Raw genomic sequence first — 21,566 nt, forward strand, 5'->3', positions numbered from 1 at the left:
GGGATGTCTGACCATTTGCTTTGACAAGGCTCGGCACCTGTCTCAATACAGGATTGGAGTTGAGGAGATGGAAGCAGTCAATCTCGAGGGTCTATCCTCGGTTGTCGACCTGAGCGGCTTTGATCGGGCCAAGCGCGCGGACATATGGGCTGGCGCGGCGCCTAATGTTTTTCCCGGCCTGTGCGTACAGGCGATCGAGGCCAATCCCACAATCGGGGCAATCCTGCATCGCCGTGTTGGCCCGGGCGCGCTGTTCGCCGTGTCCTCCGCCCCGGCCGAGGTGACATACGCGCCCACCGGCAGCCCGGAATCCCACCAGTTTCTTACCATGATGTTGCAGGCGGAAGGCAGCTCTCTTGCTACCCAACGGCAACGCCAGTGCGAAATGGCGCCGGGCGACATCTGCTTTATCGACGAGCGTTACCCATTCCGCCTGTGCGGGCTGGATTACAGCCAGCTGCTGCTGCTGCGCATGCCCCGCGCGCTGGTGATGAGCCGCTTTCCGGACATGGAGCATCTCGTCGCCACGCTCATTCCCGGGCGTGATGCCGGCACCTCCCTGCTCGCTCATACCGTGCTGCACCTGCTGCGCGTGGCGGGCGACCTGCGTGAGGCGCAGCAGCACGCGGCGATGAATGCCGTCATCCAGCTCCTTGGCGCCACCTCCGGCCTCGCGGTGGAGTTGGAGAACGTCCACTGGCGTGTGCAGAAAGCGCTCGACTATATCGAGCTCAATCTCTCGATCCCCGGCCTGACCGCCGAACAGATCGCGCAGGCGCAGCATATTAGCCGCCGCCGGCTCGATCAGCTGATGCGCGATGCGCTCGGCGTCTCGATCACCGGGCAAATCTGGAATCGCCGCCTGCAGCGCGCTGCCGACGATCTGCGCGATGCACGCTGGGCGGGCGCCTCGATCTCGCAGATCGCTTTTGCCAACGGCTTCGAAGACCCGGCCCATTTCGCCCGCGCCTTCAAGCGCCGGTTCGAGACGACGCCCGGGCAATGGCGCGCCCTCGCCCGTCCTTTGGCTCACTGACCAGTCAGGATTCGTCCGGTGCCGCCGCAATCGCGCGGCGTTCATAAGCGCGTGCCAGGAACGCGCCGGTCACGAGCTGGACGATGTGGAACATCATTACCGGCAGGACGACGGCGCCGGCCATGGCTGCGGGGAAAAGCACATTGGCCATCGGCACGCCCGTTGCCAGCGACTTGACCGAGCCGCAGAAGACCAGCGAAGCCTCGTCAGGACGCGCCAGGCCGGTCAGCCGCGCCGCCAGCCGCAGCACGATGACGACCACGGCCAGAATGAGCAGGCAGAAGCCAAGCAGAATGGCGATGTCGATGCCGGAGATCGCCTGCCAAAGGCCGCCGGTCACCGCCTTGCCGAACGCCCCATAGACCATCACCAATATGGCGCCGCGATCCACGAAGGAGGTCAGCATCTTGTGGCGCAGCAGCCAGGCGCCGATCCAGCCGTGCAGCGCCTGACCGATGGCGAAGGGGATCAGGATCAGGCCCACGATTGCCCAGACGGCATCCATGTTGATCGCAGCGCTGCTCGCCAGCAGCAGGCCGGTCAGCAGCGGTGTAAAAACCACGCCGGCAAGATTGGAGGCCGCCGCCGCACACACCGCTGCCGGCACGTTCCCCCGTGCAATCGACGTCAGCGCGATGGACGACTGCACCGTCGAGGGCAGGCAGCACAGGAAGAGAATGCCAGTGAACAGCATCGGCTCGATGACCGGCCCGGAGAGCGGCTTGAGGGCGATGCCGATCAGCGGAAACAGCGCGAAGGTCGCCGCAAGAATGAGCAGTTGCAGCTTCCACTGGCCAATGGCGCCGACCACCGCCTCGCGCGGCAGACGCGCGCCGTGAATGAAGAACAGCGCAATCACCAGCACCTTGCCGAGCAGATCCACCGCCGGCACCAGACTGCCGCGCGCCGGCAAAAAGCTCGCCAGCAACAGCGTGCCCAACAGCATCAGCGTGAAGCGGTCGATCTTCAGCCAGGCAAGGCGACCGGTCTTTTTCAATTGCTATCCCCCAATCGGATGAATGTCTGGCAGGCACCCTTAGGGCCATCCCGGCAAAGCCCATAGGCTCATGGCGCACAAATTCTAGTCGGCAAACCCCGCGGACGGTTGCCGCACGCCTTAGCCCGCCATCCAAAAGCCTCAGCCGGCTAGCCCGTCGCGGAACCATTCGATATGCTCGCGCTATTCCGAAACAGCCGGCTCCCCTCTTTCTTAGCGGATGACCGGCCCATCGAGAGACATGCTTTATGAAGAGGCCGACCTGCGTGACGACATTTGCCCTTGGTTTCATGCTGGCTGCCGGCGGCGTGCCCGCGACGGCGAGCTTCGCGCAGGATGCGCCGATCATCGAGCGGCAGCGCCTGTTCGGCAACCCGGATCGCGCCCAGCTGCGGGTGAGCCCGGATGGCAAATATCTTTCCTGGCTCGCGCCGCGCGATGGCGTGATGAACATCTGGGTCGCCCCGGCCGACCATCCCGATCAGGCCAAGCCGATGACGGCGGAGAAGGACCGGCCCATCGGCGTGCACTACTGGACGGCCGATTCCGCCATGCTGCTCTATGTGCAGGACAAGGGCGGGGACGAGAATTACCTGCTCTACGGGGTCGATGTCGCCACCGGCGCCGAGAAGCTGCTCACGCCCTTCGAGAAAACGCGCGTGATGATCGTCGGCACCTCCACCACGATCAGCGACCGCATTCTCGTCGGCATCAACAACCGCGACGAGCGCTGGCATGATGTCTACAGCCTCAACCTGAAGACCGGGGCGCTGACCGAGGTCATCCGGGGTGATGGCTATGCCGGCTTCCTCGCCGACAATAATCTCGTGCTGCGCATGGCACTGCGGCCCAATGCCGAGGGTGGCTATGATTTCTTCCGGGTCACGAACAACGTCGTGGAAGACAAGCCCCTCTCCCGCACCACGCTGGAAGATGCCCTGACCACCCAGCCCGCCGGCTTCACCACGGATGGCAAGACGCTCTACTGGCTGGACAGCCGGGGCCGCGACACCGCAGCTTTGATTGCGCAGGACGTCGCCACGGGGAAGAGCCAGGTGCTGGCCGCCAATGACAAGGCCGATGTCGGCGGCGCCATGGCCGATCCCGTAACCGGCGAGATCGAGGCTTATTCGGTGGAGTATCTGACCACCGAATGGACGGCGATCGACCCGGATGTCGGCCAGTCGCTGGCTTGGCTGCGCGAGCGGCTGAAGGGCGATTTCCAGGTCACCTCCCGCACCCGCGACGATAGCGTCTGGACGATCTACAACGATCCGGTCACGGCGCCGGCCGCCGCCTGGCTGTACGACCGCAAGAAAGGCGCGCTCACCAAGCTCTATGTCAGCCGCCCCGATCTGGAAGGCGCGCCGCTGGTGCCCATGCATGCGCGGGAGATCCCCGCACGCGACGGCCTCACTCTGGTCTCCTACCTCACCCTGCCGCCGGGCAGCGACGCGGATGGCGACGGCGTGCCGGACAAGCCGGCGCCGATGGTCCTTCTCGTCCATGGTGGGCCGTGGGCGCGGGACAGCTTTGGCTATAACAGCTATCACCAGTGGCTGGCCAATCGCGGCTATGCTGTGCTGTCGGTCAATTTCCGCGGTTCGACAGGCTTTGGCAAAAGCTTCATCACAGCGGGCAACCTGCAATGGGGCCTCAAGATGCATGACGACCTGATCGACGCGGTCGATTGGGCAGTCAGCAAGGGCATCACAGCCAAGGACAAGGTCGCGATCATGGGCGGCAGCTATGGCGGCTATGCGACGCTCGCCGGCCTTGCCTTCACGCCGGACGCCTTTGCCTGTGGCGTCGATATCGTCGGCCCCTCCAATCTGGAGACGCTGCTGAACACCATCCCGCCCTATTGGACCGCCGGCATCGAGCAATTTCACCAGCGCATGGGCAATCCCAATACGCCCGAGGGGCTGGCGCTGCTCAAGGCGGCCTCGCCGCTGCACAAGGCGGGCCAGATCAGCAAGCCGCTGCTCATCGGCCAGGGCGCCAACGACCCGCGCGTGAAGCAGGCGGAGAGCGACCAGATCGTCGAGGCGATGAAAGCCAATAACATTCCCGTCACCTATGTGCTCTACCCGGACGAGGGCCACGGCTTCGCCAAGCCGCAGAACAATATCGCCTTCAATGCGATCACCGAGAGCTTCCTCTCGGCCTGCCTCGGCGGCCGTGCAGAGCCGATCGGCGCCACGGTGAAGGAATCGAGCGCCAAGGTGCTGGCCGGCGCAGACATGCTGCCGGGCCTGAGCGATGCGCTGAAGTAACTCGAAACAAAGGCAGGCCGGTGCCGCCCGGCCTGCCGCGCTCTAGGCGCATGTTCGAAAATGAGACAGTCTGGCGCATCCTTTAGGGAGGCGTTCCATGTTGAAGCCTGTGCTCGCGGCCGCTCTGGCCACCCTGTCTCTCCCCGCTCATGCCATCACCCCATTCGAGATCAGCGGCACTGCCGATGTGTACCGGATCGATCAGGTCGCGCAGACCACGACCTATCTGGGCAAGACGACGTTTTTCGCGAGCGGCGATCTCGCGGTGGGCGGCAATGGCGGTGGCACCATGCCCGGCGATTTCACCTATTCCGCCCTGTTCGGCCATGTGACGCGCTGGGACATCGGCTTTTCGTTCGGGCCGGAGACGGTTGATCCCTTCGATGGGCTGTTTCACGCCACGCAGGGCGGCGGCGTCTTCATGTCCGGCTACGAGGTGTTTGATCGCGCTGATCTGACGATCACCAGCGCGCGCATGTGGCAGGATGAGAGCTGGCCGGCCGAACCCTTCCCCTATATCCGCTTCGGCTCCTTCGTCCCCGAACCCGCAAGCTGGGCCATGATGATGGGAGGCCTGGCGCTGGTGGGTGCGATGATTAGGCGGCGGGAGATGTCGTTGAGCTTGGCGCGGGCCTGAGGACCGAACCTCCCGACCGGTACCACCCGTGCTCCTGCGAAGGCAGGAGCCCAGGGCCCAACCGCAGCACACTATCGCCCTGGGCTCCTGCCTTCGCAGGAGCACAAGAGCGTCTTGGCTGAGCTAGAACTGATGCCAGCGCCCGCCCGCAACAATCGCGGGCGGGCGTCCTACCAGATCAGGCGAAGTAAACCGCCTTCGTCTCGGTGTAGTTTTCGAGACCTTCGATGCCGCCATCGCGACCGAGGCCGGACTGCTTGAAGCCGCCGAAGGGCATGTGGATGTCCACCATCATGCCGTTGATCGTCACCGAACCGGCGCGATACTCGCGCGAGACGGCAAAGCCGCGCTCGGCATCCTGCGTGTAGATCGCGCCGTGCAGACCGTAGACGGTGTCATTGGCCTTGGCGATCATGTCCGCCTCATTGTCGTAATCCACGAACGAGACGACCGGGCCGAAAATCTCTTCCTGGAAGATCGTCATGCTCGGATCGACATCGGTGAACACGGTCGGCTCGATGAAGAAGCCGCGATTGAGGTCCGCCGGGCGACCACCACCCAGCGCTAGCTTGGCGCCCTCGGCCTTGCCCTTGGCGATATAGCCCTGCACGCGATCAAGCTGGCGCTGCATGGTGAGCGGACCCATGCCGGTATCGGCCTCGAACGGATCGCCGACCTTCACCTTGGAGACGGCGCTCGTATAGGCGTCGATGATCTCGCTCTTGCGGCTCTTGGGCACCAGCACGCGGGTCAGCGAGAAGCAGACCTGCCCGGTGATCGGCATGGAGTAGGGCACAAGGCTCTTGAGCACATGGTCCATATCGGCATCGTCGAGGATCATCGCCGCCGACTTGCCGCCAAGCTCCAGGCTGACGCGGGCCAGACGCTCGGATGCGACGCCGGCAATATGCTTGCCCGCCGCAGTCGAACCGGTGAAGCTGATCTTGTCGATACCCGGATGGCGGATGAGGTGATCGCCCACCTCGCGCCCGGCCGGCAGCATGTTGAACACGCCGGCGGGGATGCCCGCTTCCTTGATCGCCTCGGCGAGGATGTGCGCGTCGATCGGCGTTTCCGGCGAGGGCTTGCAGACCATGGTGCAGCCTGCGGCGAGCGCGGCCGCGACCTTGTAGACCAGCAGCACCAGCGGCGCGTTCCACGGCGTGACCGCTGCGACGACGCCGACTGGCTCCTTCACCACGCGCACCTTGTTGCCGCCCATCGAGCCGATGCGCTCATCGACGAACTTGTAGCTGTCGCACAGTTCGCCATAGAATTTGAACAGGCCGGGCACCTGATAGCTGGCCTTGCTGGAGAAGCCGATCACGGCGCCGACCTGGCCCGTCCAGGCTTCCGCCAGCTCGGGCATCCGCGCCATCAGAATGTCGGAGACCTTATTGAGGTAGACGCCACGCTCGGCGGGCGCCATGCGCGGCCACGGGCCGGTGTCGAACGCCTTGCGAGCAGCGGCGACAGCGATGTCCACGTCCGCCGTGGTCGGCTCGAAATAGGTGAGGACGGTTTCCTCGTCATGCGGGGTGACGACCGAAAGCTCGTTGGTGCCGCTGCTCTTGCGCCACTCGCCATCGATGAACAGCTGCGCCGCGCCGCGATCCTTTATGCCTTTGATCGTCTTGTTGAAATTTTCCATGCCGAATCTCCTAAGATCGAACGTCCTCTTCGTGGCGCCTTAATTGGCGATTGGCACGCGAAGGCGCAAGCATGCGATGGCCACTTTCCGGATCGATCCCTGCCTCATGCTGCATTGACAGGGCGCCCGGCCGTGCCGGAGAAGGAGCGGAAGGGCATCGCAAACCGGTGAGAGGGCGAACGCCTGCCGGCAAGGAGAGATCAGCCATTATGACCAGCGAGATGATCACCGTCGAAGCGCTTGTGGAAGCGCCCATCGATCATGTCTGGCGGTGCTACACGACGCCTGAAGACATCATGCAGTGGAACGCGGCATCCGATGACTGGCATACGACGGCAGCAAGCGTCGACCTGCGCGAAGGCGGCGCATTCTCCTCACGCATGGAAGCCAAGGATGGCAGCGTCGGCTTCGATTTCGCGGGCACCTACACCCGCATCGAACCGGAACGCCTGATTGAATATGCGTTCGGGGAGCGCGCCGCCCGCGTGACGTTCGCGTCCGAAGCAAATGGCACCCATGTTCAGGTGCAGTTCGAGCCGGAGGACGAACATAGCCGCGATTTACAGCGGGACGGCTGGCAAGCGATCCTCGACAATTTCGCGCGCCACGCCAAACAGGCGCATCAGGCGGGCTGACCCGCCCGATGGGCGACGGTCAGTCGATCACGTCCATCGCCGTGAGCCGCGCGACCGTCTCGTGCCGGAAGCGCTCGAAACTGCTCCGTGCCTCGGGCACCGGCAGACCTGTCACGAACGCCGCTTCCAGATCCTGATGCATCGCGCGCATTTCCGACAGGAATTCGCTGTGCGTGAGGATGTGCGGGCGGTTCTCGCGGATCGCCTCGACAACCAGCCGGCCCATTTCCAGAGGGTCCATGGCGGCGCGCATCGCAGCCCAGAAGCGCTTGACGAACACGCCCTCCTCGCCCGGCGGGGCACTGCTGTCATCCTCCGGCACCGGCATCAGCGCGCTCTGCACCGCGCCCGGATAGAGGCAAGACACGCCGATGCCATGCGGCGCCAGATCGAGCCGGAGTGTCTGGGTATAGCCACGCACGGCATATTTGCTCGCGGCATAGGCGCCGGCGCCGGGCAGCGGCACCATGCCGGCCATGGAGGCTGTGTTGATGACATGACCGCCCTCGCCCTGCGCCTTGATGATCGGCACGATGATCTTGCAGCCGTTGACCACCCCGCCCAGATTGATGCCGATGGTCCGGTCCCAATCCTCAAAGTCGGGATCATCCGCCGCACCGCCGCCGCCGACGCCAGCATTGTTGGCCAGCAGGTGGATCCTGCCGAACACGTCCAGCGCCTCCTGCGCCGCTGCGCGCAGGGCGGCCCGGTCGGTCACGTCCACCTTGATGAAGTGCGTGGCATTGTTGCCCGTCATCAGCTCGCGGGCGGCATCGAGATGGTCCTGATTGTAATCGGCGATAACGAGCTTCATGCCCTCGGCCAGAAACGTGCGCGCCATGCCGAGGCCAATGCCACTCGCCCCGCCCGTCACGAAGGCCACCTTGCCCGCAAAATTCTTCATGCCCGCCTCTCCTCATGGTCCGTGCGCCTTTGAGCGCCACGCATTGCAAACAGGGTAACCCGCCGAATGACCAGCGCCAAGCGGCTTGACCCATGCCGGACCGGACGCCATCAGGGCGGCGCGTGAAGGCTGCCGGGCAGCGATGGAATAAGGAGACGCAGGTGCAGTCCATTTTGGTGATCGGCGCGGGTTCGATGGGCTGCCTGTTCGCAGCGCGCATTGCCGAGAGCGGCGCGGACGTGCTGCTCATCGATGTCGACAAGACCCGCATCGAAGCGATCGACCGGGACGGCATCCACCTCACCGACGACAATGGCACGCGCACCATCTCGCTGCGGGCCGGGCTTGCGGCCGATGCCCAGCCGCCCATCGATCTCGCTCTGCTCTTCACCAAGGGGATGCACAGCCGCTCGGCGATCCAGTCGATCGCGCATCTCGCGGCCAGCGGCACCTATGTGCTCACGCTCCAGAATGGTCTTGGCAATCCGGAGATTGTGGCGGAAAGTTTTCCTCAGGACCAGATCCTCAAGGGGATTGCCGCACTTCCGGCCGACCTCCATGGCCTCAATGGTGTGGAATCCCACGGCACCGGCCATGTCGAGTTGGGCGCGATGACGCCGGCCGGCGCGCAAGCGGCGCAGGCCGCGACCGCCCTGCTCGCCCGCGCCGGTTTCGACGCGCGCTACAGCACGGACATCGATGTCGCGATCTGGGAAAAGGTCGCCTTCAACGCCGCGCTCAACCCGCTCGGCGCCGTCACCGGCCAGCCCAATGCCGGCGTGGACAACGCCCCCGGCCGCCGCATCATCGCAGCGATCGTCGACGAGGTGGTGGCCACGGCCAAGGCCCATGGGGTGACGGTCGACCATGCTCGCATCACCGCCAGCATCGACCATGCCCTGGCCGAACATCGCGGTCACAAGGCTTCCATGCTGCAGGACATGATTGCCGGCCGTGCCAGCGAGATCGACTTCATCAACGGCGCCATCTGCGACCGCGCCCAAGCGGTCAGCGTCCCCGCGCCCAGCAATCAGACGATGGCCGATCTCGTTCGGTTGATGGAGATGGCCCGGCGATAATCCGAGCTATAACATCTTTTATTGCAGCGCCTTGCACGCCGCATTGAAGACCATCTCTCGCAGTGCCGGAAAATCGTCGATGCCGTAGTCGGCAGCGTCATCGCTGCAGGCGATCTCGACGCGGCCTTTCCACAGGCGCAGGTCGATATCCTCCGGCTTGATCACCCGGCGCGCGGCGATGTCGTAGAAGCTCCAGACGCGCGGCGTGGTATATTCGCCGACATTCTGCTCCACCACCAGCGCCAGGCGCCCGTTGCTCAGGCGCACCACCGAGCCGATGGGGTAGACGCCCACGCTCTCGATAAAGTGATCGAGAATCTCGTCATCCAGCTCGCCTTCCATGCCCCGCATCAGGCCGAGCGCAGCATTGGGGTCGATCCGTGGCCGATGCGGCCGGTCGGAAGTCATTGAGTCATAGACGTCGCATACCGCCGCCATGCGGCCAAACAGGCTGATATTCTCGCCAGTCAGTTGGTTGGGATAACCGGAGCCATCGCAGCGCTCGTGATGCTCAAGGCAGACCAGTGCGACATCCTCGGCGATTTCGCCGCCCATCTGGAGGAACTCATAGCCGAGCGTGGTATGCGTCTCGACGATCTTGCGCTCGCCCTCACTCAGATCATCGCTGATCGTCGCCACGTCAATGGGCAGATGGCCCATGCCCACGTCCATCAGCAGCCCGGCAAGGCCCGCTTCCTTCACTCGAGCATCATCGAGGCCCATCTGCCGGCCCAGCGCGATCATCAGCGCGCTGACGGCGAGGCCGTGCGCGTAGAGCGAACTATTCTCGCGGCGGATGCGCATCAGGCCGTTGAAGGCGTGCGGATTGCGCTGCACGGAGGCGAAGAGATCCTCGATCACCGGTTCCACCTGCCCGCGCGAGATCGCCTTGCCCAGCCGCGCCTGCTCGAAGACGGCGCTCATCACGCGATTGGACCGCGCCACCACGGCCTTGGCATGGCCCACCTCCGCGCCGACGCTCAAGGCCGTTGTGGAGCGGGGGTTGAACGGAACGACGTTCGATCCGCTCGCGCGCTCCGGCACCAGCTTGCGCAGCCGCTCCATGCGCACCCGCTCGGCAAGACCGACACCGCCCGAGGGGGCGGAGGAGCCCGCCGCCACGAGCGGTCGACGCAGCGTCGTCGCCGGCGGACGCGGACCGCCCGCACCCGCGACGTCCTCACCCTTGTCGATGTCGATCATCACGCCCTCGACCTCGCTGGCGCGCAGGTCGGCAAGGATTTGGGGGTCGGTCAGCAGGAATTTCGTCCGCCAGAACGGATGCTTGAGCCACGGCCCTTCAAGTTTGTGAATGAACATGCCGAGTTTCACGTCAGCAACATCGATTCTCTTGAGCATCTGGACTCCGCCGGTCGGGTACGAGCGACGACGATGGCGCCCGCACGATACTGAACGGCTAAGAGCCATGGTTATTTAATGGTTCGCCTTGTCCATGCACCATGATTGTCCGCCTTTTTGCGGCCAGGAACGAAACGGCGCTGCATTGACATCGTGAACAGGACGCAGCACGCAGCGCGCATGGCAAAGGAAACCCGCGCCACTCGCGCGCTGAGCAAGGCCGGCATCGCCTTCACCATCCATCTCTACGATTATGATCCGGCTGCCGCCCATATCGGCTTGCAGGCTGCCGAGGCGTTGGGCGAGCCACCTGAGCGCGTCTTCAAGACGCTCATGACGCTGGTGGATGGCAAGCCGGCCTGCGCCATCGTTCCGGCGAGCAGCGAAGTGGCGATGAAGAAGTTTGCCGCGGCCCTCTCCGCCAAGAGCGCTGCCATGATGAAGCCGGCCGATGCCGAGCGCCTGAGCGGCTACAAGGTCGGCGGCATCAGCCCCTTCGGCCAGATGAAGCCGATCCGCGCGGTGATCGACGAGAGCGCTTTGGCCCAGCCGCACATTTATCTGAATGGCGGCCAGCGCGGCCTGCAGCTGTGCTTGGCGCCAGATCAGGCGATCGCCGCGCTCGGCGCGACGGTTGCGGCCATCACCGCCTGACGCGCAGGATCAGGCGAAATCGCCTTCCATGGGCGCCGATGGTCCGCGCGGCTTCCATCGCGACAGGGTGAGGGTGAAGCAGGAGCCGCCATTGACCGTGCGGTAGGTCGCTGCGCCCCCATGCGCCTCGGCGATGCCGCGCACCACGGAGAGGCCAAGACCGCTGCCTTTCGCCGCTCCGCCCTGCTCCATATAGCGACGGAACGGATCGAAGGCATGGCGGGCGAATTCCTCCGTCATCCCTGGCCCTTCATCGATCACGCTCAGGAGCACGCTGGACGAGGAGATGCGCAGCGTCACGGCCAATTGACCGGGATCGGCATGGCGATGGGCGTTCTCGAGCAGCGCCATCAGGGCCTGCCGAATACGGGCGGTATCGACATAGCATAGGCCGCGGTCGAAGGCGGTGACGATGCTGAAGCCCGCGGCTTCCAGCTCGGGCTGCATCAGCCGGACGACCGTCTCCATTTCTTCGGCGAGATCGACCTGCTGGAAGCGCATGTCCAGCCGGCCGCCTTCCATGAGGCTCACCGTGCGCAGATCCTCGATCAAGCGGGTCAGGGCATTCACTTGCGTGACGAGCGAGCGCAGCAGCGGCGGATCGGGCGCGAACACCCCGTCGGCAAGGCCCTGGAGACGCCCGGAGAGGATCGTCACCGGCGTGCGCAGTTCATGGGCAATGGTCGCGTTCCAGCGGCGGACGGCCTCCCCCGCCTGCTCCAGCCGGTCGGCCAGGAGATTGAAGTCCTCCACCAGCATCGTTGCCTCGGTGGGCGCCCGGTCATCGCTGCGTGCACGGACCTTGATATTGCCGTCCGCAATGATCCGCGCGGTCTGCGCAACCGAAACCAGTGGCTGAACGATCCGCCGGGCCAGCCGCGTCGCCACCAGCACGGCAATGCCGGTCGAGACGACGCAGAACAGCCCGATGAGCAGCCATTCAATGCCGTGCGGGCGCCAGTCGTCCGTCAGCGGAAACAGCATATGCGGCGCCACCCGGATGATGACGCCATAAAAGATATAGAGGCCGATGATCGTGATCAGCACGGAAGCGACCGTGGAAATCACCGTGGACAACACGATCTGCCGCCCCAGACCGCCTGCCGGCTTCTTCATGAAATATCTGCCAGGCGAAAGCCGACGCCGCGCACATTGTTGATGAAGCCATGCGCACCGGCATCCTCCAGCTTGCGCCGCAGCTTGCTCAAATGCGTATCCACTGTCCGGTCGAGCGCATCGCCGCCCGGCAGGCAGGCATCGACCAGCTCGCCACGCGAGAACGCCCGCCGGGGCGCGCGCGCCATGTGCGCAAGAATGCGGAACTCGGTGAGGGTGAGGGACAGGCTCACGCGCTGCGGATCGTCCCCGACGATCACGCTGGCCAGATGGCTGTCCATATCGATTTCGATGGGCCCGACCCGCAGCGTGGAGCCCCGGCTGCCACCCGACCGGCGCAGCACGGCGCGCGCCCTTGCGGCCACCTCCAGCGCATTGAACGGCTTGACGACATAATCGTCTGCGCCGATGCGCAGCGCTTGCAGCTTGTCGATATCCTGATCAAGCGCGGTCAGCATGATCACAGGGGTCGAGCCGCGACGCCGCAACTCGGCCAGCACGTCCCAGCCGTTGAGCCGCGGCATCTGCACATCGAGCATCACGAGGTCCGGCTTGAGGGCAAGGTGCAGTTCCAGCGCGGTGCGCCCGTCAGCGGCACGAACCGTCCGGAAGCCTTCCCGCTCCAGATAGGCGGCGATGACATCGGCGATTTCCGGTTCGTCTTCCGCGACCAGCACGAGCGCGTTTTCGGCATCCATAGCATATCCTTCTGCCTTCAAGCCGTTACCGCAGTTCCAAACGGGGGGCCACCGGCCTCCACAATTTCTCTACACTTGACCAACACTGCCTCGACAAGCCAGTCCCAAAGGGCCAGCGCGGACAAGCAAAAATCAAGAGTCGGACATGATGACAAAATGCCCCCCCAGGCGCTCCGGCGCCTATATCGTTATCGCGTCGATGGCGCTTGTATTGTCCGCCTGCTCAGGAGGTGAGACCCCATCCTCACCTCCGCCGCCAGAGGTATCGGTCGTGAAGGTCTCCCCCTCGCGCGTCGACGTGGCGGACGAACTGCCGGGCCGGGTGATGGCCTTCCGTGTGGCGGAAATCCGCCCGCAGGTGAATGGCGTCATCCAGCGCCGGCTGTTCGAGCAGGGCTCCGAAGTGCGGGCCGGCCAGCCCCTGTTCCAGATCGACGCGACGCCGTTCCGCGCGGATACACAGAGCGCCGCGGCCGCCGTGCAGCGCGCCCAGGCCGCCCTCAACCGCGCTCGCATCCAGGCCGAGCGCCTGGCGCCGCTGGTGAAGGTCGATGCGATCAGCGGACAGGCCTATGACGATGCCGTCGCCGCGCGCGATCAGGCCGCTGCAGACCTCGCCCAGAGTCGCGCCACGCTGGCACGCCAGCAGGTCGATCTCGGCTTCGCCACGATCCGCTCGCCGATCAGTGGCAGGATCGACCAGTCCATGGTGACCGAGGGCGCCCTTGCCGCCGTCGGCGGCGCAGAGCCGCTCGCCACCGTCCAACAGATTGACCGCGTCTATGTGGACGTGCGTCAGCCGGCCGCCCGCCTCGAAACGCTGCGCGAGGCGGCGCGTGCCGGCAATTCCGCCCAGGGCGCGCCCGTGGAGATCCTCTCGTCCGAGGGTAAGCCCTATGCGGCGACCGGACGCCTCCTCTTCTCCGGCATCAGCGTCGATCCCGGCACGGGCGAAGTGATCGCCCGGGTCGAGGTGCCCAATCCCACGCGGGCGCTGCTGCCCGGCATGTTCGTGCGTGCGCGTCTGCCCCGCATGGTCCTTCCCAATGCGCTGACCCTGCCACAACAGGCCGTGCTGCGCGATCCCGCCGGTCAGGCCAGCGTCCGGATCGTCGGGAAAGACGGCAAGGTCGAGCTGCGGCCGGTGCAGACCGGGGATGTGCGCGACGGAAACGTCCTGATCACGCAGGGCATCAAGGCTGGTGAAACCGTGATTGTCGAAGGGCAGGATCGGGTCCAGCCCGGCGCCACCGTTTCGGCCAAGCCATGGCGCCCTGCCGCCGCCGCCAAGCCCGCCGCGCCCGCGGCCGCGCGCTGAAGACGAAAGCGAACCCATGCCCCGTTTCTTCATCGATCGGCCCGTTTTCGCCTGGGTGGTCGCCATCGCGATCATCCTTGCGGGCGTCATCGCCATCCCGCGCCTGTCGCTGGAGCGCTATCCGAGCATCGCGCCGCCAAGCGTCGAGATCACCGCGACCTATCCCGGTGCCACGCCGCAGACGCTGAATGACAGCGTCGTCAGCCTGATCGAGCGCGAACTCTCAAGCGTGCGCAATCTGCTGTACTTCGAGAGCTCGACGGACACCTCAGGGCAGGCGACGATCACCGCCACCTTCCAGCCGGGGACCAACCCGGAACTGGCGCAGGTGGACGTGCAGAACCGACTCAAGGCCGCCGAGCCGCGCCTGCCGCAGATCGTCCGCCAACTCGGCATCCAGGTCGATTCCGCCAATCGGAACTTCCTCAATCTGGTGAGCCTGGAATCGTCCAACGGCCAGCAGAACCTCGAGGAACTGTCGGATTATGCGGCGCGCTATGTTGTCGAGGAGCTCAAGCGTCTCCCCGGCGTCGGCCGTGTCCAGCTCTTCGGCGCCGAGCGCGCGATGCGCATCTGGGTCGATCCGGCAAAACTGGCGTCATACGACATTGCGATGAGCGATATCACGGCGGCGATTGCTGCACAGAACACGCCGGTTTCGCCCGGCGTGCTGGGCGGCGAGCCGATTGCCGAAGGCCAGCGCGTCAAGGTTCCGATCACCGTCGAGGGCCAGCTGAAGACCCCCGAGCAATTCCGGGAGATCGTGCTGCGCGCCGGAACGGATGGCTCCGCCCTGAAGCTGGGCGATGTCGCCCGGGTCGATCTTGGTTCCGCGTCCTACTGGTTCCAGACGCGCCTCAACGGCAAGCCCGTGGCGTTGATGGCCGTCCAGCTCGCGCCCGGCGCCAATGCGGTCTCCACCTCCGCCCGCGTGCATGAGCGCATGGTCGAGCTCTCCAGGGCCATGCCCAGCGGCATGTCATACCGCATTCCGTTTGACACCGCGCCTTATGTGAAGATCTCCATCGAGAAGGTGATCGAGACGCTGGTCGAGGCGATGGTGCTCGTCTTCCTGGTGATGTTCGTCTTCCTCCAGAAGTTCCGCTACACCATCATTCCCGCAGTCGTCGCGCCAATCGCCCTGCTCGGCACCTGCGCGGTGATGATGCTGGCCGGCTATTCCGTAAACGTGCTGACTATGTTCGGCATGGTCCTCGCCATCGGCATCATCGTCGACGACGCCATCGTGGTGGTCGAGAATGTCGAGCGCATCATGGCCGAGGAAGGGCTGCCGCCCAAGGAAGCCACACGCAAGGCCATGGGCGAGATTACGGGCGCGATCATCGGCATCAGCCTCGTCCTCACCGCCGTGTTCGTGCCAATGGCATTCTACAGCGGCTCGGTCGGCGCGATCTACCGGCAGTTCACCATCTCCATGGCGGTCTCCATCCTGTTCTCGGCCTTCCTTGCCCTGAGCCTGACGCCGGCGCTCTGTGCGACATTGCTCAAGCCGGTCACGGGCCATGAGACCAAGAAGGGCTTCTTCGCCTGGTTCGACCGCAAGTTCGACACGATGACGCACGGCTACCACAATTGGGTGACGCGCGCCTTGAAGCGCAGCGCGCGGATGATGGCGAGCTTCGCGGTCATCGTGGTGCTTATGATCGTCGGCTATACAAACCTTCCGTCATCGTTCCTGCCCGATGAAGATCAGGGCTATTTCATGACCGTCTTCCAGCTTCCCTCGGACGCGACGTCCGGCCGGACGCTGGAAGCGCTGGAAGTCTTCGAGAAGCACACCGCGCAGCGCGCCGGCATCGCCGATACCATCTCTGTGCTGGGCTGGGGCTTCTCCGGCGCGGGCGCCAATGTCGGCCTTGGCTTCACGATGCTCAAGGATTGGAGCGAGCGTGACGGCGCGACCGCATTTGGCGAGGCCGGCGCGGCAAATCAGGCCACCGGTGCCGGCGTGCGCGAAGGGCTCGTGATGAGCCTCATCCCGCCCTCCATCGATGGCCTCGGTACCACCGGCGGCTTCTCCGCGCGCCTTGAGGACCGCTCGGGCCGTGGGTTCGATGCCCTGATGGCCGCGCAGTTCCAACTGCTCGGCATGGCCGCGAAAAACCCGGCCCTTGCCGGCGTCTATCCGGAAGGCTTGATGCCCGGCACCAGCGTCGAGATGGTGATCGACCGCCAGAAGGCGCAGGCCATGGGCGTGCCCTTCGAGTCCATCACCTCCACGCTGAGCGGGGCCATGGGCTCGGCCTATGTCAACGACTTCCCCAATAATGGCCGGATGCAGCAGGTCATCGTGCAGGCGGATGCCCCCTTCCGCATGAACCTTGAGGATGTGCTCAAGCTGTATGTCCGCAACGCGGCCGGAAACACGGTCCCGCTCTCGGAGCTGGTCACGCCGCGCTGGGAGACCATGCCGCTGCAGCTGGTGCGTTATAATGGCTATCCCGCCATGCGCATTGCCGGCCAGCCCGCGCCCGGCCACTCCAGCGGCGAGGCCATGGCGGAGATGGAGCGTCTTGCGAGCCAGCTGCCGCCCGGCTTCGCCATCGAATGGACCGGTCAGTCGCTTCAGGAAGTGCTCGCTGGCAATCAGGCGATCCTGCTGCTGGGCCTCTCCATGCTGGTCGTCTTCCTGGTGCTGGCCGCGCTGTACGAAAGCTGGGCGATCCCGGCGGCGGTGATGCTGGTCGTCCCACTCGGCGTGCTCGGCGCCGTGCTGGCGGTCACGCTGCGCAGCATGCCCAACGACGTGTTCTTCAACGTGGGCCTGATCACGATCATCGGCCTCAGCGCCAAGAACGCAATCCTGATCGTGGAATTTGCCAAGCACGCTTATGACAACGGCATGTCTGCGGTCGACGCCGCGTTGCACGCCGCGCGCCTGCGCTTGCGGCCGATCCTGATGACCAGCTTCGCCTTTACGCTCGGCGTCGTTCCGCTGATGCTGGCGGGCGGTGCGAGCAAGGAGACCCAGCGGGCCATCGGCACGGGCGTCTTCGGCGGCATGATCAGTGCCACCATTCTCGCGATCTTCTTCGTCCCGGTCTTCTTCGTGGTGGTGATGAAGCTGGTCGAGCGGCAAAAGCGCAAGAAGCATGTCGATGGTTCATCGCAGACGCCCGCCGCCTACCCCGCATCGGAGAATTGAGATGCGTAAATTTGCCCTCGCAGCGCTGCTGCTGACCAGCGCCTGCTCGATGAACCCGCGGCTGGAGACACCGCCTGCCCCGGTTGCGCCGGTCTACCCGCTCGCCTCTCCCGAAGAGGCAGCCAGTGCCGCGGCACTGGACTGGCGCGAGATGTTTGGCGATCCGCGCTTGCAGCGGCTCATCGAGCTGGCGCTGGAGAACAACCGCGATCTGCGCGTCGCCACGCTCAACGTCGAGGCCGCCCGCGCGCAGTTCCGCGTCGCCAGGGGCGCGCAATTGCCGACGCTGGATGCCAGCGCCGCTTATTCCCGGCAGCGCGTCTCGGCGGCCGCCTCACAAACCGGCGCTGGGGCGGAGTTCAGCCAGTTCTCCGCCAATGCCGCGCTGACCAGCTTCGAGATCGATCTGTTCGGCCGCCTCCGCTCGCAGAGCGAGGCCGCCTTCGAGCGCTATCTCGCCACCGACGAAGGCCGCCGCGCCGCGCGCATCGCGCTGATCGGGTCGATCGTCGATGCCTACCTGGCCGAACGGCTCGCCGAGGAGCAGCTGGCCCTCACCGACCGCACGCTGGGCGATTGGCAGGATTCGCTCGCGATCACCCGCCGTCTCCAGCAGGCCCGGCAGGTCAGCGGGCTCGATGTTGCGCAGGCGGAGGGCCAGGTCAGTCAGACCCAGGCCGACCAGGCGATGCGCACGCGGATGCTGGCCGAGGCGCGCAATGCGCTGCAATTGCTGGTCGGGGCGCCCCTGCCCGCCGACCTGCCCGTACCCATCGCGCTCATGGACCAGCCAATCCGCACCCAGCTGCCGGTCGGCCTGCCCTCAGCCTTGCTTGCCAGCCGGCCGGACATCCGTCAGGCCGAGCATGAACTGGTCGCCTCCAATGCCGATGTCGGCGCGGCGCGTGCTGCCTTCTTCCCGCGTATTTCGCTCACGGGTCTGTTCGGCTTCACCAGCATGGCGCTGGACAGCCTGTTCGATAGCGCAAACCGCAACTGGTCGTTCACGCCGCAGATCACCCAATCGATCTTCAACGGCGGCAGTTTGCAAGGCCAGCTCGATCTGGCGAAGGTTCGCAAGTCGATCGCCATCGCAAACTACGAAAAGGCCATTCAGTCAGCGTTCCGCGAGGTCGCAGACGGGCTGGCCGGGCGGGAGACCTATACCCACCAGATCGAAGCCCAGCGGGGCGTGGCCCAGTCGGCCGCGCGGCGCGCCGAGCTTTCCCGCCTGCGCTATCAGGCCGGGGTCGATGCGCGGCTGGAACTGCTCGATGCGCAGCGCAGCGAATATGCTGCGCGGCTCGCGCTGCTGGAATTGCGGCGTCAGGAGCTCTCCAGTGCCGCCGGCCTCTACCGTGCACTGGGCGGGGGCGATGAGCCGACCGCGGCGACTGCTGGTCAGCCGACGCCGCCGAACTCCCAGTGACCATAGGCTTTCCCGCGCAGCAGTGACGGCACCTGCGACGCCGGAACCGGCTTGCTGAACAAAAAGCCCTGCCCCAGCGTGCAGCCCCGCGCGCGGAGATAGCGGGCCTGCGCTATGGTTTCGACGCCTTCCGCGACCGTCTGCATCCCCAAGCGCCGGGCCATCTGCAACACGGCGTCGATGACAGCGGTCGCGCCGGGGGTGCTGTCCTCGATCCGGTCGATGAATGATTTGTCGATCTTGATCACGTCGACGGGAAATTGCTGGAGATGGCTGAGCGAAGCATAGCCCGTGCCGAAATCATCGAGCGCGACCATCACGCCTAGGCCGCGCAGTTCCTCGAGCATCCGCGCGACTTCTGGCCCCAATTGCCCGATGAGCACAGTCTCCGTCACTTCGAGGTCGATCTGGGCAAGACCCTGCCGATGGGTCCGGGCGGCATCTTCCAGACGTGCTGGCAAACTCGGCGCGCGAAAATCGCCCGCAGACACGTTGACCGCGATCCGCCCCGGCTCCAGCCCATCGGTCCGCCAGCGCGCGATGTCCGCAAAGATGCCGCAGATCATCCGGTCGGTCAGCCGCACCGACATTTCGGCATCCGAGAACGCCGCCTCGATGGCCGCAGGCGGCAGAACCTGGCCGTTCTCGGCCACCCGCAACAGCGCTTCCCAGCCGTCGATCTGCCCGGTCTGGAGGTTCACCTTGGGTTGGTAGAACGGCACGATGCGGTCCTCGTCCAACCCTGCGCGCGCCATGACCAGCATGCGGGTTCGCCGCTCGGATGCCACCTTGAGTGACGGAGAGAACTCCCGGACGGAGCCGGGCATGTCGGCCTTGGCTGCATAGAGAGCGAGGTCCGCCGCGATCAGCAGGTCCCCGGGCTCAAAGCCATCGCGCGGCCAGACGGCGACACCGACGGAAAAGTTGACCGGAATGCGCAGTTCTTCGATCTGCACCGGCACTTCAAAGCAGCGCTTCAAGGCGTCCGCTACCGCGCGATATTCGTCCGCCGCCGACAGGCCAGGCAAGATGATCGCAAATTCATCGCCGCCCAGCCGAGCCGCTGTCGCCCCCTCGGGGATACAGGAGGACAGGCGCCGAGCGACCTCCACCAACACCCGGTCGCCTGCGGCATGGCCAAGCGAATCGTTCATTTCCTTGAACCCATTGAGATCCAGGATCATGAGCGCCACCGGATCACCGGAATCACATGCCGCGTCGATCGCGGCCTGGATGCGAACGCCAAAAAGAGCCCGGTTCGGGAGCCTCGTAAGGTGGTCGTGATACGCTGCCCAGTTCAGCTCGGCCTGCGCCTGCTTCTGCTTGGTGATATCCAGTATCGATCCGACAAGCCGGACTGCTACGCCCTTGTCGCCGCGCACGATGACACTTCGCGCCTTGGTATCGATGAACGTCCCTTTGGCCGTGCGAAACCGAAACTCCTCGAGCCAGAACTTCTGGCCACTCTCCAGGGCCCTCCTCTGGTTGGCGAGGACCCGCTCCCGGTCATCGGGATGAATACGCTCGATCCACCAATCGAAATGCGTGGCCTGATCCAGTTCTGGATAACCCAGGACTTTTTTGTACGCCCCGCTCCAGGTCGTAATGCCGGTTGGCAGGGAGCAGTCCCATATGACGTCGTTCCCAGCTTCCGCAGCCAGGCGGTAGCGCTCCTCGCTCTGCCTGAGCGCGGTTTCGGCGATCACATGGTCGTGGATGTCTTCCAGCGTGCCATACCAGGCGAGGACTTTGCCATCTTCACCCCGGTGAGGCCGCGCCCGCGCCCGGTACCAGCGGTACATCCCGTTCGCCATGCGGATGCGATAGCGGACATCGGCGGCATCCGACTGATTTTTGACAACGTCCGCCCATAAGGCCTGAACGGTCGGAAGGTCATCAGGATGAACGGCCTGCGTCCATCCATATCCTAGCCCGGCCTCTAGATCGAGGCCCACCTGTTCAGCCCAAAGCGGGCCAATTTCGGTGATGCGTCCCTCCGCATCGGCCATCCAGGCGATCTGGGGATTGAGCTCGACATAGGCGCGATGATGCGCTTGCACATGGGCAAGTTCATCGAGCGCCTCGGCAAGCTGGCCGTCATCCGCCGATGCCGCACTGCCACCCATCAATCCACGCCAGGCCAGAACAAGGGCGGTCATGAAGAGCAGACTCGCCACGCCTTCGACGATGATACGATCCATGTCAGGCCCAGTAGTCGTGCCGGCACGCGCACCCAAGGCCGCAACCCCTGTCAGCAGGATCGCCGAAAACGAAACGCCTGTCACCAGCCCGGCCATCACAAGCCAGGCCCGACGTACGCTCTGCGATTTCATGTTGAACGTATGACCGAGAATGGCCGTGGCTGTTAAAATGCCAGACCCGCAAATCGCCACAATGATCAGCATGCCCCGAATCTGCTGATCAACCACGACCAGATGGTAAAAGCTCTCCACGCCGTCCAATCGTCTCTGAGTTTAGGAGAGTGCTAAGCGTTCAAAGGTTAGTAAAACGTTGCCATAGGACGAAACGAACGGGCTATCGTCAGATCGATCAAATGGTGCTCACAAAGCAGGAAAGATGACGCAAAGAAAAATCGCATTTTTCGGCTCGA

General features: G+C 64.8%; 16 protein-coding genes. 9 read left to right on the forward strand and 7 right to left on the reverse strand.

Features of this window, described 5'->3' with window-relative positions; translation table 11 throughout:
- Positions 1–67: 67 nt before the first annotated feature.
- A complete protein-coding gene (locus M2341_RS11000) occupies positions 68–1,036 on the forward strand; it encodes a helix-turn-helix domain-containing protein (RefSeq protein ID WP_264585259.1) in 969 nt (322 codons plus the stop codon).
- A 4-nt stretch (positions 1,037–1,040) separates the two neighbouring features.
- Here M2341_RS11000 and M2341_RS11005 read toward each other — a convergent pair whose 3' ends face one another.
- Positions 1,041–2,033 carry a bile acid:sodium symporter family protein gene (locus tag M2341_RS11005; protein ID WP_264570646.1) on the reverse strand — a complete coding sequence of 331 codons (993 nt, stop codon included), beginning with the start codon at positions 2,031–2,033 and terminating at the stop codon, positions 1,041–1,043.
- A 266-nt stretch (positions 2,034–2,299) separates the two neighbouring features.
- Here M2341_RS11005 and M2341_RS11010 point away from each other — a divergent pair, with 266 nt between their 5' ends.
- On the forward strand, positions 2,300–4,309 hold the full coding sequence (locus M2341_RS11010; RefSeq protein WP_319801051.1) for a S9 family peptidase: 2,010 nt from the start codon (positions 2,300–2,302) through the stop codon (positions 4,307–4,309).
- Between the two features lie 97 nt (positions 4,310–4,406).
- On the forward strand, positions 4,407–4,946 hold the full coding sequence (locus M2341_RS11015; RefSeq protein WP_264573076.1) for a PEPxxWA-CTERM sorting domain-containing protein: 540 nt from the start codon (positions 4,407–4,409) through the stop codon (positions 4,944–4,946).
- A gap of 178 nt (positions 4,947–5,124) precedes the next feature.
- Here M2341_RS11015 and M2341_RS11020 read toward each other — a convergent pair whose 3' ends face one another.
- Complete coding sequence (locus tag M2341_RS11020; RefSeq protein WP_264585260.1) at positions 5,125–6,597, reverse strand: aldehyde dehydrogenase; 1,473 nt, start codon at positions 6,595–6,597, stop codon at positions 5,125–5,127.
- A 209-nt stretch (positions 6,598–6,806) separates the two neighbouring features.
- Between M2341_RS11020 and M2341_RS11025 the strand changes: the two genes are divergently transcribed.
- Positions 6,807–7,232 (forward strand): SRPBCC family protein, encoded by a 426-nt coding sequence (locus M2341_RS11025; RefSeq protein WP_264585261.1) that lies wholly within the window; start codon positions 6,807–6,809, stop codon positions 7,230–7,232.
- A 19-nt stretch (positions 7,233–7,251) separates the two neighbouring features.
- On the opposite strand, the gene M2341_RS11030 is transcribed toward M2341_RS11025, so the two are convergent.
- Entirely contained in the window at positions 7,252–8,136 is an 885-nt protein-coding gene (locus M2341_RS11030) for an SDR family oxidoreductase (protein WP_264585262.1), read from the reverse strand.
- Positions 8,137–8,297: 161 nt separating this feature from the next.
- Here M2341_RS11030 and M2341_RS11035 point away from each other — a divergent pair, with 161 nt between their 5' ends.
- Positions 8,298–9,215 carry a ketopantoate reductase family protein gene (locus M2341_RS11035; protein ID WP_264585263.1) on the forward strand — a complete coding sequence of 306 codons (918 nt, stop codon included), beginning with the start codon at positions 8,298–8,300 and terminating at the stop codon, positions 9,213–9,215.
- An 18-nt stretch (positions 9,216–9,233) separates the two neighbouring features.
- Here M2341_RS11035 and M2341_RS11040 read toward each other — a convergent pair whose 3' ends face one another.
- A complete protein-coding gene (locus M2341_RS11040) occupies positions 9,234–10,574 on the reverse strand; it encodes an HD-GYP domain-containing protein (RefSeq protein WP_264585264.1) in 1,341 nt (446 codons plus the stop codon).
- Positions 10,575–10,754: 180 nt separating this feature from the next.
- Here M2341_RS11040 and ybaK point away from each other — a divergent pair, with 180 nt between their 5' ends.
- Complete coding sequence (ybaK, locus tag M2341_RS11045; protein WP_264585265.1) at positions 10,755–11,228, forward strand: Cys-tRNA(Pro) deacylase; 474 nt, start codon at positions 10,755–10,757, stop codon at positions 11,226–11,228.
- A gap of 9 nt (positions 11,229–11,237) precedes the next feature.
- Here ybaK and M2341_RS11050 read toward each other — a convergent pair whose 3' ends face one another.
- Both M2341_RS11050 and M2341_RS11055 read right to left on the reverse strand, forming a co-directional pair.
- Positions 11,238–12,344, reverse strand: coding sequence for an ATP-binding protein (locus tag M2341_RS11050; RefSeq protein WP_264585266.1), 1,107 nt, complete (start codon positions 12,342–12,344; stop codon positions 11,238–11,240).
- Positions 12,341–13,042 (reverse strand): response regulator transcription factor, encoded by a 702-nt coding sequence (locus M2341_RS11055; protein WP_181559966.1) that lies wholly within the window; start codon positions 13,040–13,042, stop codon positions 12,341–12,343. Before M2341_RS11055 ends, M2341_RS11050 begins: the two co-directional genes overlap by 4 nt.
- 271 nt (positions 13,043–13,313) lie before the next feature.
- Here M2341_RS11055 and M2341_RS11060 point away from each other — a divergent pair, with 271 nt between their 5' ends.
- The 3 genes from M2341_RS11060 to M2341_RS11070 are packed head-to-tail and all read left to right on the forward strand — an operon-like array spanning position 13,314 to position 18,955.
- Positions 13,314–14,360: an efflux RND transporter periplasmic adaptor subunit gene (locus M2341_RS11060; protein ID WP_264575592.1), complete on the forward strand. Its 1,047-nt coding sequence runs from the start codon at positions 13,314–13,316 to the stop codon at positions 14,358–14,360.
- 16 nt (positions 14,361–14,376) lie between these two features.
- A complete protein-coding gene (locus M2341_RS11065) occupies positions 14,377–17,526 on the forward strand; it encodes an efflux RND transporter permease subunit (RefSeq protein WP_264585267.1) in 3,150 nt (1,049 codons plus the stop codon).
- 1 nt (position 17,527) lies between these two features.
- On the forward strand, positions 17,528–18,955 hold the full coding sequence (locus M2341_RS11070) for an efflux transporter outer membrane subunit (protein ID WP_264585268.1): 1,428 nt from the start codon (positions 17,528–17,530) through the stop codon (positions 18,953–18,955).
- On the opposite strand, the gene M2341_RS11075 is transcribed toward M2341_RS11070, so the two are convergent.
- Entirely contained in the window at positions 18,928–21,408 is a 2,481-nt protein-coding gene (locus M2341_RS11075) for a putative bifunctional diguanylate cyclase/phosphodiesterase (protein ID WP_264586033.1), read from the reverse strand. The two genes, M2341_RS11070 and M2341_RS11075, sit on opposite strands and share 28 nt — an antisense overlap.
- Between the last annotated feature and the right edge of the window lie 158 nt (positions 21,409–21,566).

It is taken from the genome of Sphingobium sp. B7D2B, from assembly GCF_025961895.1.
Classification (GTDB): domain Bacteria; phylum Pseudomonadota; class Alphaproteobacteria; order Sphingomonadales; family Sphingomonadaceae; genus Sphingobium.